Source organism: Shewanella zhangzhouensis, assembly GCF_019457615.1.
GTDB lineage: Bacteria > Pseudomonadota > Gammaproteobacteria > Enterobacterales > Shewanellaceae > Shewanella > Shewanella zhangzhouensis.
On record NZ_CP080414.1, the window covers coordinates 3,920,686 to 3,935,113 of the forward strand.

Annotated in this window: 14 protein-coding genes; 3 read left to right on the forward strand and 11 right to left on the reverse strand. The window is 53.6% G+C overall.

All coding sequences use genetic code 11. The features are described 5' to 3' along the window. Positions 1-17: 17 nt before the first annotated feature. Positions 18-707, forward strand: a complete 690-nt coding sequence (locus K0H63_RS17270) for a TorF family putative porin (RefSeq protein WP_220065745.1) — start codon at positions 18-20, stop codon at positions 705-707. Positions 708-727: 20 nt separating this feature from the next. Here the strand turns inward: K0H63_RS17270 and rimK are convergent, their stop codons facing one another. The 4 genes from rimK to K0H63_RS17290 form a co-directional block, all read right to left on the reverse strand. Further along, positions 728-1,633, reverse strand: coding sequence for a 30S ribosomal protein S6--L-glutamate ligase (rimK, locus tag K0H63_RS17275; RefSeq protein WP_220065746.1), 906 nt, complete (start codon positions 1,631-1,633; stop codon positions 728-730). A gap of 78 nt (positions 1,634-1,711) precedes the next feature. Further along, positions 1,712-3,442 carry an EAL domain-containing response regulator gene (locus K0H63_RS17280; RefSeq protein WP_220065747.1) on the reverse strand — a complete coding sequence of 577 codons (1,731 nt, stop codon included), beginning with the start codon at positions 3,440-3,442 and terminating at the stop codon, positions 1,712-1,714. 10 nt (positions 3,443-3,452) lie between these two features. Further along, positions 3,453-3,881, reverse strand: coding sequence for a response regulator (locus tag K0H63_RS17285; protein WP_220065748.1), 429 nt, complete (start codon positions 3,879-3,881; stop codon positions 3,453-3,455). Beyond that, a complete protein-coding gene (locus K0H63_RS17290) occupies positions 3,878-5,998 on the reverse strand; it encodes a sensor histidine kinase (protein ID WP_258405610.1) in 2,121 nt (706 codons plus the stop codon). The genes K0H63_RS17285 and K0H63_RS17290 overlap by 4 nt, the downstream gene beginning before the upstream one ends. A gap of 274 nt (positions 5,999-6,272) precedes the next feature. Between K0H63_RS17290 and K0H63_RS17295 the strand changes: the two genes are divergently transcribed. Both K0H63_RS17295 and K0H63_RS17300 read left to right on the forward strand, forming a co-directional pair. Further along, the gene (locus K0H63_RS17295; RefSeq protein ID WP_011761271.1) at positions 6,273-6,455 is read left to right on the forward strand and encodes a hypothetical protein; all 183 of its coding nucleotides are present in this window, start codon (positions 6,273-6,275) and stop codon (positions 6,453-6,455) included. Between the two features lie 123 nt (positions 6,456-6,578). Continuing rightward, a complete protein-coding gene (locus tag K0H63_RS17300; protein ID WP_220065749.1) occupies positions 6,579-7,934 on the forward strand; it encodes a flavohemoglobin expression-modulating QEGLA motif protein in 1,356 nt (451 codons plus the stop codon). A gap of 45 nt (positions 7,935-7,979) precedes the next feature. Here the strand turns inward: K0H63_RS17300 and rcsF are convergent, their stop codons facing one another. The 7 genes from rcsF to K0H63_RS17335 form a co-directional block, all read right to left on the reverse strand. Next, complete coding sequence (gene rcsF / locus K0H63_RS17305) at positions 7,980-8,339, reverse strand: Rcs stress response system protein RcsF (RefSeq protein WP_220065750.1); 360 nt, start codon at positions 8,337-8,339, stop codon at positions 7,980-7,982. Positions 8,340-8,344: 5 nt separating this feature from the next. Then, on the reverse strand, positions 8,345-9,724 hold the full coding sequence (locus K0H63_RS17310; RefSeq protein ID WP_220065751.1) for an alanine/glycine:cation symporter family protein: 1,380 nt from the start codon (positions 9,722-9,724) through the stop codon (positions 8,345-8,347). 112 nt (positions 9,725-9,836) lie between these two features. Beyond that, positions 9,837-10,391, reverse strand: a complete 555-nt coding sequence (locus K0H63_RS17315; protein ID WP_220065752.1) for an SRPBCC family protein — start codon at positions 10,389-10,391, stop codon at positions 9,837-9,839. Positions 10,392-10,432: 41 nt separating this feature from the next. Beyond that, positions 10,433-10,633, reverse strand: coding sequence for a cysteine-rich CWC family protein (locus tag K0H63_RS17320; protein WP_220065753.1), 201 nt, complete (start codon positions 10,631-10,633; stop codon positions 10,433-10,435). Beyond that, a complete protein-coding gene (locus K0H63_RS17325) occupies positions 10,634-10,858 on the reverse strand; it encodes a hypothetical protein (protein WP_220065754.1) in 225 nt (74 codons plus the stop codon). 108 nt (positions 10,859-10,966) lie between these two features. Continuing rightward, positions 10,967-11,857, reverse strand: coding sequence for a methylenetetrahydrofolate reductase (gene metF, locus K0H63_RS17330; RefSeq protein ID WP_220065755.1), 891 nt, complete (start codon positions 11,855-11,857; stop codon positions 10,967-10,969). Between the two features lie 174 nt (positions 11,858-12,031). Then, entirely contained in the window at positions 12,032-14,425 is a 2,394-nt protein-coding gene (locus K0H63_RS17335; protein ID WP_220065756.1) for a bifunctional aspartate kinase/homoserine dehydrogenase II, read from the reverse strand. Positions 14,426-14,428: the final 3 nt, after the last annotated feature.

The window sequence follows — 14,428 nt, forward strand, 5'->3', positions numbered from 1 at the left end:
CATTGAAGGGGAATATGATGACCAAGGTATCCACACTCGCTCTGCTGCTTTCCTGCGCCTTTGCCGCTTTGCCAGCCAAAGCCGAACTTGAAGGCAATATTGGGATAAGCTCCAACTACCTGTGGCGTGGTATCAGCCAAACTCAGGACAGTACTGCCGTGGATGGCGGACTGGATTACAGCCACGAGAGTGGCTTTTACGTTGGCACCTGGGCCGCCAACGTTGACTTTGGTGATGACACTACCTTCGAGATGGATTTTTATGGCGGTTATAGTGGCGATATCACCGACGGCCTGAGCTTCGATGTGGGCTACCTCTACTACGCCTATCCGGATGCAGACGCCGACATAGACTTCGGTGAACTCTATGCCAGCTTGACCTGGCAGTGGTTAACCGTGGGTTATGCCCTTGTGGTCAATGGCGGCGACGACATAGCCCCAGATGACTTGTCCGATGATGACATGGACTATCTCAGCGCCGATGTCGCCATCCCGCTGGGCGAAACCCTGAGCCTCGACCTGCACTATGGTTATTCCAGCGGTGATATCGCTCTAGGCTGGTATGGTGAGTCCAGCTACAGCGACTATGCCGTTTCACTGACCAAGAGCACCGAGCTTGGCGATGTCAGCTTTACTGTGTCTGATACCGACCTTGCCGAAGACGACCCCAAAGTGGTGCTGCGCTGGTCATACGGCTTCGCACTCTGAATAATGAGATCTGACTGAAGTCAGGCAATCACCTGGTGGTTGGCCCGGCGGGCCGCCACCACCTTTTCGATATACTCAACGATGGGCTCGGCAACCTTTATCCCCGTTGCCTGTTCAATCCCTTCGATTCCCGGTGCCGAATTCACCTCAAGCACCAGGGGGCCACGGGCTGAACGCAAAATATCCACCCCGGCAACCACCAACCCCATGGCCTTGGCGGCCGCTACTGCCGATTTGCGCTCCTGAGGCGTAATTTTCACCGGCTCGGCCGAACCACCCAGATGCAGATTGGAACGAAAGTCGCCTTCCGGGCCCTGCCTGCGCATGGCGGCCACCACCTTATCGCCCACCACGAAACAACGGATGTCGCTGCCATTGGCCTCTTTGATATATTCCTGCACCATAATGTTGGCCTTGAGGCCCAAAAACGCTTCAATAACACTCTCGGCAGCCTTGCGGGTTTCAGCCAGCACCACACCTATCCCCTGGGTGCCCTCCAGGAGCTTAATCACCAGTGGAGCACCGCCCACCATGTTGATGAGATCCGGAATATTATTGGGTTTATTGGCAAATCCCGTCACAGGCATGCCAACGCCTTTACGGGACAACAGCTGCAAGGCCCGTAGCTTATCCCGTGAGCGTGCAATGGAAATGGAATCATTGGCAGCAAATACGCCCATCATTTCAAACTGACGCACCACGGCACAGCCATAGAAGGTGACGCTGGCGTGAATTCTGGGAATGATGGCATCAAACATGGGCACCTCTTCCCCTTCGAGATGGATGCTGGGTTTGACCGAGTTGATATTCATGTAGCAGTTGATAGGGTTTATCACCCAGGCTTCATGCCCCCTGGATTCACAAGCCTCCACCAATCGACGTGTCGAGTAGAGCTCGGGGAATTGGGACAGCACACCGATTTTCATCGCAGTATACCGTGACGACTCAGTCGCCAAATAAAATTAGGTGAGAAAATTTTGTAGTAATCACCAAGGCTTGGCAAGTTATCTCTGTTGGAATTTGGTGAGGGTTGGCAGCAGGAATTGTGTTTCAAATGTCCTGGCATCCACAGGCTTGCCCAGCAAATATCCCTGCAGCAGATTACAGCCATGATCCATACAAAAATCTGCCTGCTCCTGTGTTTCAATCCCCTCGGCAACCGACACCATGCCAAAGCCCTGGGCGAAATTCAGCAGCGCCGTTAACAGGCGGCAACCTTTTTCATCCTGGGGCACTGTAGCCACCAGGCTTTTATCTATCTTGATAACCTGGATAGGGAAATGCATCAGGTGCTCAAGGGACGAATAGCCTGTGCCAAAGTCATCCAGTGCCATGGTCACCCCCATGCTCTCAATTCTATCGAGCACAGAGGCGATTTCCTCGGGGTTTTTAATCAAGGCGTTTTCGGTGATTTCCAACTCCAGATTGTGCGCCGGCAAGCCACTTTCGGCCAGGGCATGTTCGATAACAGAAACCAGATTTACTGCCGAAATTTGCGACGCCGAGAAGTTAACTGCCACTGAAAAACCAGGCAAATATTTGCCAATCTGTTTCAGCCACAGACTCACCTGCTGACAGGCAGTGTTGAGCACCCATTTGCCAATTTGCTCGGTCAGACCGACATCTTCGGCAATGCCCAGAAAGGTATCGGGTGCCAACAAACCATCGGTAGGATGTTGCCAGCGCAGCAGCACCTCCACACCACTGAGATGGCCGGACAGGGCATCAAATTTACCCTGGTAATAGAGCACCAGTTCGTCGTTATTCAATGCAAGTCGCAGCCCTTGCTCAATACGGGTGCGATGTTTAACTTCATTCTCCAGATCAAGGGAATAAAACTGGATTTGATTCCGTCCCTCTTCCTTGGCGCGATACATGGCAATGTCGGCACATTTCAGCAGGTCATAAGCTGTGTTGGCGCACTCGCCGTAAATGGCGATACCTAAGCTGGCCCCCATCATCACGGCGCTGTCGCCGAGCTGGAAAGGCTCTTCAAAGGTGTTCAATAATCGCTTGGCGAGGTCAAAAGGCAAAAAGCGGGTGTCCTGATCGCATATCAGGGCCACAAATTCATCGCCGCCTATTCGTGCTATCAGGTCATTTTCACGCAGCGCCGATGACAGACGTGTGGCCACTTCCACCAGCAGCACATCACCCATCTGGTGACCAAGGGTATCGTTTACGCCTTTAAAATCATCGAGATCAAGCAAGATAACACTGAGCATACCTCCGGTACGTCGCACCTGACTGAGGGCACGATTAAGGCACAGCTCAAAGCCATAGCGATTCACCAGCCGGGTGAGTGAGTCGTGTTCAGCAAGCTCGCGTAACTTCTCATGACTTCGGCGCAGCGCCTTGGCCATGGAAAAGCGCTGCTTGGCATTGATAATGGCACGGCACAAACGGCTCGAGGAGACTTCATCTTTAAGCAAAAAATCCTGCGCGCCCAATTCTATGCAGCGCTCGGCCAGCTTCTCATCCTCGTAGCGGCTTATCATCACCACCGCAATACTCTCGTTGCTGATGTCATTGAGCCAGGTCAGGACTTCGAGGCCATTGGCATCGGGCAGCATGTAATCCAACAGGATGCCATCAAAATGCTGCTGCTTAATTTTAATCATCGCATCTTTGGCGTAACTGGATTCGGACACGGTAAAGCCACGCTCCGACTGGGACAGCGCCCGAACTATCATCTCGCGATCGACTTCATCATCATCAACCAGTAATAGATTCATGGTTAAACCTTCACAATTTGGGCAGTTCCACTATGCGCCAGTATCCGTCCAACATATTGATAATGCTTTCAAACTCTTCTTTTATATTACTTTTGACCACATAGCCGGCCACATTGAAGCTGTAGGCCGCCAACTTATCTTCGTCGGCACGGGAGGTGGTCAGCACAAACACCACCGCAGAGGCAAATTGCGGATCGGCACGCAGGGCCTGCAGGAATTCAAGACCGTTCATGCGTGGCATGTTCAAATCCAGCAGGATCACAAAGGCTCCCTGCACCACACCCTCATTAAGCATTTCCAGTGCGGCCTTGCCGTCTCTGGCCCGCACCAGCGGATTGAGCAGGCGCATTTGACGCATCGCACGTTCCACCGCCATGTAATCCACGTCGTCGTCATCCACGAGAAAGAGCACCACTTCACGATATTGCGCTTCTGTCATACTGTTTGTGCCCCTAATTGTTTTGGCCATGAGAACCAGAACTGACATCCTCTCCCCTGCGAAATCAACCAGACCTTGCCGCCATAGCGTTCTACGGTTTTACGCACCAGCGATAAGCCTAATCCACAGCCTTCTACTTCATCCCGGGCTTTGAGGGTTTGAAAAATATTGAAGACTTTTTCCTGATACTCGGCGGGGATCCCTGGCCCATCATCGGCCACACAGAACTTCAACATGTCGCCACCGCTGTCGACACTGACGCTGATTTCGCCCGCGCCCTTGTCATGATGTTTGATGGCATTGGAAAAGAGGTTTCTGATCACCAGCTCCAGCGGTACTTTGGCGGTGTTGATAGTGGGGAAATCGCCGCTGAGTTTGAGACTGAAACCAATAGGCGGCGCCACCAGGGCAAAGGTATCTTTGATGAGGGGCTTTACTTCCACCGGCGAGAAGGACTCATCGGCCCGGCCAATGCGCGAGTAAAGTAACAGACCATCAAGCAACTGCGACATACGCTGGGTTCGGCTTTGAATGAGCTGTAAATACTTGCCGGTGGACGGGTCCAACTTACCCTTTAAATCTTCCTCTATCCATTGTGCAAGTTGCTCAATCCCCCGCAGCGGCGACTTGAGATCGTGAGAGGCGATGTAAGCAAAGCTGTCGAGTTCTTTGTTGATACGCTCCAGCTCCAGCGTATGGGCCATCCTTTGTGCCTCAATATTGCGGCGCACCGAAATATCGTTAATGGTGGCCAGCACCGAAATCCCGGAAGCAAAGTGAATAGGGGTCAGCCCGACTTCCACCGGTACCAGGCCGCCGGACTTGGTTCTGCCATAGAGTTCATCACGGAGCGACATTTTCTTTGCAATGGGATTGGCCAGGTATGACTCCATATGCCCCTGATGCACCTTTGCCAGCGCTTCAGGCAAAAGTACATTCACACTCTTACCCAGCAGTTCTTCCCTGGTATAACCGAATAGTTGCTCTGTGTGCTTGTTGACGAGGGTTATCACGCCACGCCTGTTGGTGATGATAAGGGCACTTGGCGATGCCTCAACCACCAGTCTGAAGCGACTTTCATTGTTCATTATCTCCCGCGAGAGCAGACTTTCATGGTGCCTGGCTTTGGCAATGCTGAGCAGGAAATAAAACATCAGCAGCTGAAAAATAACAGCCATCAACAGCATCAATTGACTCTGAAATGCCTCAGACTGACTTAAAAAATCTTCATTGCTCCCAGCATGCAGCAACCATTTCTGCCCCCCAATTTCGATGGGCAGTTCGGTTTGAATACGCCAGCTATCTCCTTTTTCAGGCGAACGAAACATCAGATTTTCTTCGTTTGCCTCCTCACCATCGAAGATTTCCAGTTGTAGCTTATTAAAGCGATTCCCCAGAATGCCGCGAATGAGATTATCCATACGAAAAGGCGCATACACAGTACCCAACAATGACTCTGGACCGGGTTTGTCATCTTTGGCATAGAGAGGTAAATACATTAAAAAACCAGCTTGCATGTCTTCGCCGGTTTCCTGCACCAGGGTAATTTTGCCGGAAATGGCAGCGTTGCCTGTATCGGAGGCCCAATCAATCGCCCGCCGACGCCTGGGTTCTGAATACATGTCGTAGCCAAAGGCCCGCTGATTTCGCCAATCAAAGGGTTCGAGATAAAGAATCGAGTGGTATACGGGGCGATCGCCATCGGGATAAACCCTGAACGCAGGGAATCCCTCCGCCCTGACCGCGGCTTCAAATTGTTGCAGTTGTGGCTTACGTACCACCTGACTGAACCCGACCCCCTGAATGCCGGGATAGTACTTGTCCAGCTTGGCGTTGGCGACGTAGGTACGCCACTCTTCACGGGACACACCATCGGATGCCTTAAACAAGCCTACCCCACTGCGAAGCACCTGCTCGTATGCCAGCATCCGGGTTTCGATAGCCAATTTCAGCTCCTGCGCCATGTCTTCAAAACGTTCTTCCTTGAGGTCGTTTATGTATTGATGAAACTGGTACCAACCGGTAAAGGCAAACGCCATGGATGCCAACATCACCCCCCACACGAAGGGGGGGAGTCGGAATCGATTGGGGTCTTTGGTTGGTGCCTGAGAATTCACCTGAAATCATCCTTGATTTTAAATGGCTAAAGTCATTGTCGGTCACTTAACTCATGTTTCTAGTCTGGTCGATAAGTGCCAATGTGCAAGTTAAAGTCCGACTTTTTTAGTAGGACTTTTCTTCCAGCGTTATGCCCCACTTTTGGAAATTTATGACCATACTCACAGAGTGGATCTGGGAGAACATTTTTTACCCATTCAACAAATAATTTTTGCTTTTCTCAATCCGTCAAAGTGGTTAGAAAGTCCTTAAATAACCCACGAGGAATTCGTTATGGCTCGAATAGTTGAAATCCTGCCCCAAGATAGCGAAATGGAAGAACTGACCTCACCCAAAAATGCGCAGGCAGCCAAAGCCCTCAAGCGCCGACAGGAGGTCAAGCGTCGACTGGATGATTACCTCGAACGCGCCGAGTTAAAAAAGGCACTGGGCCTGGACGATGAAGATGACTTTTAACACAGGGGGCAGGTAATTCCCTGCCCCGAATACCTTGCCAATCTTATAAATTCAGCCGCTTAGGTGGTTCTCCATAGCGCTTGTGGCTATGATATTCCCAAGCCGTCCCCAGAGCGTTAATGAATGAACGATGCAAAACTCAGGTACTGTGAGCACCTGCGACGCTTTTCCGACCAACTGATCCAGCTGCAAGCACCCATCAAAATCCTGGATGCCATCAAGTGGCCCAGAGAGCTGGAGCAGCAATTTTTCGATGCCGGTGCCAGGCAATTGCCGCCGGTAAACAAAGCCTTTTACGACAATCTTCCCCTGCCATTTGATACCCACACCACCCAAAGGGCACTTAAGTCCCTTAAGCAGGACATCCAAAAAACGCTGGGCAAGGACGACGAATTAGGAAAGCTTCTGGTGGCCAACGTCGACCAATATCGTCTGGTGATCGATATGCTGGGCCACAGGGGAACTCCTCAATTTGGCAAGCTGAGCAAAGTACTCTACGGCAGCGCCAGCAATAAACTCCATGGCGACAGACATACCCTCAGGCAGTTGGGTGACCGCCTGAGTTATATCTTCTCACTGCCCGCCGCGGCGCACATGAACAAGCAGCATCCCAAAGAGATTGATGCAGCCAGTGCCGTTGAGCATCTGGGTAGCCGCCTGGGCCGTTACTTCCACAGTGATGAAATGCGGGTGCGCCTGAGCGACGGTATTGTGTCCGATGCTGCGGTCGGGGGCGACACAGTTAAAATCAACTCCAAAGCCATGTTCAGCAAGGCGGATCTCAATGTGTATGAAGTCCACGAAGGTTGGGTACACGTGGGCACAACTCTGAATGGCCGGGCGCAGCCCCACGCCACCTGGCTGAGCGTGGGCTCCCCGCGGGTTGCTGCGGCGCAGGAAGGACTGGCAGTACTGCTGGAGATGTTGACCCTGAGCTCCACTCCGGGGCGCGCAAGGCGCATCAGCGACCGGGTGGCGGCGGTAGACATGGCCGAAAACGGCGCCGACTTTATTGAAGTTTATCGCTATTTCCGCGACCAGAATCTGAGTAAAAAAGACAGTTATCGGGTAACCCAGCGGGTATTCCGTGGTGGCATGGTCGCCGGTGGCAGCTGTTTTACCAAGGATATCTCCTATGTCCGCGGCTATGTGGAAAACGTGAATTTTATCCGCAGTGCCATTGCCGCCGGCATTCCTGAACTCATCCCCATGTTGTTTCTGGGTAAGCTTGCTATCGAGGATATTCCCACCCTGTATCTCGCTTATCGGGAAGGCATACTCACGGGCCCCAGATATCTGCCGCCCATGTTTGATGACTACAGTGGTCTCTATGCCTGGTTCGGTTTTGCGTCCGGTCTGGGTAACATCAACCTCAAAGGGGTGCAGCGGCACTTTCAGCGGCAGTTCCGCTGCCTGCCAAATGTGGAGCCCATGTTCCACACCGTTGAAGACACCGAGTTTGATGCCCCGGCCGAGTAAAACGGATGCAATAAAAAAGGATGCCAAGGCATCCTTTTTTATCTCTTAACTACTGAGCTTGTAGGCGTAACCAATGCACTCGCGATACCCATAACAACCTGCGAACTGCCTGTCAGCACACTGATAAAGCACCAATGCGTTTCCCCCTCGCTGCCGGGTTTGCAGTTTCAGCTCCCGGGTCAGGTTGCTGTTACTGGGCAAGGCACCATCGAGCCGGGTCTGGCAGGCCGTGGCAACCACTTCCCCGAGCCCTTCATAGCTGCGGCGTAACACTTCTTCCTGGCTGTAAAGCACTACCGGGGTCGCACTCAGACTCCTGTTCATCTGCACCGGCAGATTGGTATTGAACGAGGCGGACGAACAGCCCGCCAGGCATAACAGCAACAGGCTCGTCCTTAAGCGCACTTCGGTTACTCCGCTTCCACCGACTTGGTACTGGCCTCATCGCGGCTGGAGAAGAACTCCCGGGTCAACTTGAACACCACAGGGCTCAGCAGCGCCAGTGCAATCAGGTTGGGGATGGCCATCATAGCATTGAGGGTATCGGCCAGGAGCCACACAAAGTCCAACGACCCCATGGCACCCAAGGGCACCACCAGGGTCCAAATCAAACGAAACGGCATCACAGCCTTCACCCCGAGCAGATACTGGACGCACTTTTCGCTGTACACACTCCAGCCAAGGATGGTGGTAAAGGCGAAAATCGCCAGCGCAACGGCAACGATATAGTCACCGATCGGCAGGGCGTGGGAGAAGGCGTAAGAGGTAAGCGCAGCACCGTTTTCACCGGAGGTCCAGGCGCCGGAGACCACGATGGCAAGACCTGTGATGCTGCACACTATGATGGTATCGATAAAGGTACCCAGCATACCCACCAGGCCCTGAGTAACCGGACTCTTGGTTTGCGCCGCTGCGTGGGCAATAGGCGCACTGCCAAGACCCGCCTCGTTGGAAAACACCCCGCGGGCAACACCCATCTGGATAGCCACCATAACAGCTGCGCCGGCAAAACCACCCTGAGCAGCTACAGGGCTGAAGGCGCTGGAGATAATAAGGCTCAAAGCAGCAGGAATTTCACTGGCATACACCACCAGCACCGCAAGGCCGGCGGTAATGTAAAATATGGTCATCAGGGGAACCAGCTTACCCGCTACTATGGCAATGCGCTTGATACCGCCCATCAGCACCAGTCCCACCAGCACCATCATCACCACACCCGACACCCAGGCAGGCACACCGAAGTTACTGGTAAGCGCCGAAGCCACAGAGTTGGCCTGCACTGTGTTACCAATTCCGAAACCGGCGAAAGAACCGAACAGTGCAAAGGCAGTCCCAAGCCAGGTCCATTTGCTGCCCAGACCATTCTTGATGTAATACATGGGGCCACCGATATAGTTGCCCTTTTCGTCTACTTCACGATAACGCACCGCCAGCACGGCCTCAGAATATTTGGTGGCCATCCCCACCAGGGCAGTACACCACATCCAGAACAGCGCCCCAGGCCCCCCCACAAAAATAGCGGTGGCCACACCGGCAATGTTACCCGTACCTATGGTTGCGGAGAGGGAAGTCATAAGGGCGTTGAAAGGACTGACATCGCCTTTCACCTCTTTGCCCTGACCGGGAGTGCGACCCGACCACAGCAACCTGAAGCCCTTGCCAAGCTTGAGAATAGGCAACAGCTTGAGGCCCAGAGACAGGTACAGGCCGACGCCGAGGATCATGACCAGCATGGGAATACCCCACACCAGACTATTGAGCGACTTTACTAATTCAGTTACAGCTTCCATTCAAACCTCGTCGATGCTTTTCTTCTTATTTATCTTGTTCTTCTCACACCCCGAGCCGGGGTAAGCGCAGCGACCAGATTACAACGAATAGTTAACAATTGGAAAGCCAGAATCATTCAGGCTGGGGCGCCGATGGCCGCTCCAATATCTGTTTCAGATTGGCAAGACCGCTATCCAGGTCCTTCAGGATTAAAGACTCCACATCCATCAGGGGAATGAGCAGATTGGTGGGGTAAGGCATATGTCCAACGAAGCCCCAGGTCACCAGGGTGCTGCCGTCCTCGATGGGTTCTGTGGTGAGATAGGCGCTGTCGTTGGACGTGAAAGGCTCGATAAAGCGCAGTGCAAAATCTATTCGCTTGCCGGGCACAATGGCCATGATTTCCTGCTCGCCTTTACCCACATCGGGATTGCTGCTCTCCCAGGCACTGACAAAACCGGGCTCACCATCGGTGCCGGTAAAATGCTGCTGCATGTTGGGATCCATCCTGGCCCAGACGCTGAATTCATCCTGATGCTTCAACAACCTGAGATAGTCGAAGACTTCGTCAACTGGACGGTCGATGGTGCGACTGACACTGACCTCATAATCCGACTTGATAAACAGTGCCGCGAGAAAGGGGGCGGCTATCAACAGCAAAATCACGATAAGGAATTTTTTCAACATAGCGGGCTCCAGCTCCAGTGATTGCGGTACGGCCAAATCCGCTACTTCACCTGTTTTAGATCCAATGTATCTGCTTTGGCAAGCCTCTCGGCACAGCGCTGGCACAGACATGAGGACATGTCTTGGGGTAATTGTCTGGGAAAAGCCGCGTTCAAACACCAGCAAGCGTCAATGGACTTACCGCTTTGTACGGCACATTCATTGGTATTTTTGCAAAGAGGGCACTGGTTGGGGTTGGTCATTCAAGGTCGCTGGCGGTAGCAATGTTTTAAGGTTAACAACCGATACAAGAGGCTGCCAAGGGAAAGCAGCGCGTAAATCAGCACCGTACTCCACAGCAGGACACCTGACGGACTATCTGGTCGCAACTGCAATAAATACAAAGCAGTAATAATGGATAATGAGATTATCAGTTTAACCACATCCATGGGAAGCTGCTGTTCGAGCAAACGGATTTTGTCGTTCATGGTGTTTGGCATCCTTGTCCATCACTCCCTCACCTTAGTGTAGGAACAGCCAAAAACCAAAAGGGCTCCTTCAAAAAGGAGCCCTGTCTGGCCTGTTTCGGGTAAAAATCAGTCCTGCTTGGGACGAACCCCCAGGGTGTGACAAATGGCGTAGCTGAGTTCGGCGCGGTTCAGGGTGTAGAAGTGGAAATCCTTCACCCCTTCACGGGCCAACACTTTCACCATATCAATGGCCACGTTAGCGCCCACCAGCTGACGGGTCGCGGCGTCGTTTTCCAAGCCTTCAAACTGACGGTGCAACCAACCCGGAATGCTCACATTGGTCATGGCGGCGAAGCGCTTTAGCTGGGTAAAGTTGGTCACAGGCAGGATGCCCGGCACGATTTCCACATCTATGCCTGCGGCCACACAACGGTCGCGGAAACGCAGATAAGACTCCACGTCGAAGAAAAACTGCGTAATGGCACGGTTGGCGCCCGCATCGATTTTTCGCTTGAGATTCACCAAATCCGCCTGCGCATTGGCGGCCTCCGGGTGCACTTCGGGATAGGCGGCCACCGAAATATCAAAGTCGGCAACACTCTTCAACAAACGAACCAGATCGGCGGCAAAACGGGTTGGTTTAGGGCTGCCGGCAGGCAAGTCTCCACGCAGCGCAACAATATTACGAATGCCCTGATTCCAGTAATTTTTGGCCAGTGCCAACAGCTCTTCATCGCTGGCGTCCACCAGGGTCAGATGCGGGGCCGCAACCAGTTGGGTTTCTTGCTGGATACGCTCAATCACGCCGTGGGTACGGTCACGCACGCCTGAGTTGGCGCCGTAGGTCACAGACACAAATTTGGGATTCAGCGGCTCGAGACGGCGGATGGAGTTCCACAGGATCTGCTCCATCTCAGGGGTTGAGGGTGGGAAAAATTCGAATGACACATTGATATCACCAACCTCAGCCAGATTCTGGTTCAGTGAGTTTGCGTGTTGTGCGTGATGAAATGCCATTGATAACTCCCTCAATTCTTTAAATGGACGTTTGGACGTCTATATGGCCATATACTAGAGATTCCCGTCTCTAAGTCAAGTTAAAAAATGGCCCGATCTTGCCCTTTTTGCGAGCAGAAGGCGGAAAAAACACAGGGACTCAAAAGAGTCCCTGTTATTCAACATGTTATAAAATCAGTCCTGCAAGAGATCCCGACAGATCTGCACCAGATCAGATTGAACCGCCGCGGCTGTTACCTCACGACCGGCGCCTGGACCCCTGATAATCAAGGGATTACCCTGATAGAAAGTACTGCGGATCACAAACACGTTGTCACCCGGGGTGAGATTGGCATAAGGGTGTGCCTTATCAACCCACTGCAAACCTACCCGTGCCGTTAACTGACCACCGGCTCTGTCCAGTGCGGCGATATAGCGCAGCACCTTGCCCTCGGCCGCGGCAGCTGCCAAGGCATCAGCCATTGGGGTATCGAGTTCATCAATGCGGGCAAGAAACTCATCCAGCGGCAGCTCCGCCAGATGCTGCGGCACAGGGGACTCCACCTGAATATCGTCCAGCTCCAGATCCAGGCCGATTTCCCGCGCAAGGATTAGCAGTTTGCGCTGCATATCGCGACCGGAAAGATCGTCCCGCGGATCCGGTTCAGTGATACCAAGGCCACGGGCCTCAATCACCAATTCAGAAAACGGACGCTGACCGTCATAGTGCTCGAAAAGCCAACAGAGCGTACCGGAAAAAATCCCGCCCACAGCCTCAACGCTGTCACCACTGTTGTGTAAATCGTTAAGCGCATGCTGCACCGGCAAACCGGCTCCGCAGCTGGCGTTGTAGCGCCAATAGAGACGACGGTTACCCAGCTGCTGCTTGAGATCGCGATAGAAGGGTAAGGGACCAGAGCCTGCCAGCTTGTTGGCACTGACCACATGAATACCACGGGCAAAGAACTCCGGGTACTGCAAGGTCAGGCTGGCACTGGCGCTGATGTCCAGCGCAACCAACTCATCGCAATTAAGGGTCGATAAGGCATCGAACAACTGCCCGTATTGCCAGTCGGTGGCGTATTCCTCGAACTCGGTTTTCCAGTTGTCCAGGTGCACACCGGCATTATTGATGTAGGCGCGGGATGAACTGACCAGCCCCAAAAGCTCAATGCGCGCCTCCAGCTCACGGCACAGGCTGCTCTGCGCCCGGCGAAACAGGCTGACCCAGGCTTCGCCGATATTGCCCACCCCAAGGAGGATTACCCCGATGCGCTTGCGCGGCCCGGCGCAGCGGCGGTGCACCTTTTGCGTGAGCAGGTTTACCTGGGCCTTGGGCACCAGGGTCACCAGACTCAGGCTGTCATGATACAAAGGCTTGGCCTCGCGGCTGAGCAGGCGGGCAAAACTCTTGCGGTAAAGCACCGCATCGGCGCTCACCAGTGCCACCAAACCAAAATCGTCGCTGATGGACACATCGCCCAGACCATATGCTTCAGAGTTGGCCTTTAAAAAGGCGTTGACCTGCTTTTGATTTTCCGGGGTATATGCCAGCTCCAAGCCACCACGGGAACCCTGCCAGCTTGCCAGCGGTGTTAACCCAGAGGCAGCCAAAGTTGCCAACAGGGCATCGGCGTCGACCTGAGTCGTGAGGCAAAAGAGCGCCACTTCAGAGAGGTTAGTCACCACGGGAGCACTGGCCTGAGAGCTGGTTGGAGCAACCAGGGTGAAGTCGGTATGGGGGGCATAGCTTGAGCGCACCGCCATGCTCACCTGGGTGTTAAAAAGGGGCTGCAGTGTGCGGCTGTGCAGCACGGGGGAACCCAATCGCGCCAAGCGGTCAGCCTCAGCCAGAGACATGCTCTTGAGCAACTTGGCATCGTTTATCTTATTCGGGTCGGCGTTGAACACCCCTTCCACATCGGTCCAGATGGTGACCCGTTCGATATCCGCCAGACTGGCAATCAGGGTCGCGGAAAAGTCAGACCCATTACGGCCCAGCAGCAGGGTTTCACCGGCGGGATTAGCGCAGATAAAGCCAGTGATTACGATGCGTTCGTTTTCATGTTCCGCCAGCATGGCGGCCACTTTTTCGCGGGACTCCTGCTCGCGAATATTGGGCACGGCACCTTCATCTGCCACCAGTATGCTGCAGGCATCCACATGGCTTGCCGCCACGCCGGATTCACGCAACAGCGCCGCCATCAACCTGGCGGACCAACGCTCGCCAAAGCTCACCACATGGCTGGTTTGATAGTCGTTGAGGGTTTCCAGTGACAAGAGGCTGACCAGCTGCGCCTTATCGGTGGACAGACGCTCTCGCAGATAACGGGCCTGCTCGGCACTCAGCAATTGTTCAATCAGGTTTTGCTGATAGCTTATCAGCACCTGCAATTCTTCCTGCCACAGCGCTTTGGCATCACGCAGCGAAAGCAGCTTATACAAAAAGTTGGTGGTTTTACCGGCGGCGGACACCACCACCAGATCGTCGCTGTGGCCCTGGGTCAACAGGATATGGGCCACGCGGCGGTAACAATCGGCATCGGCCAGACTGGAGCCACCAAACTTATGCAAATGACAACGCGCCATCAC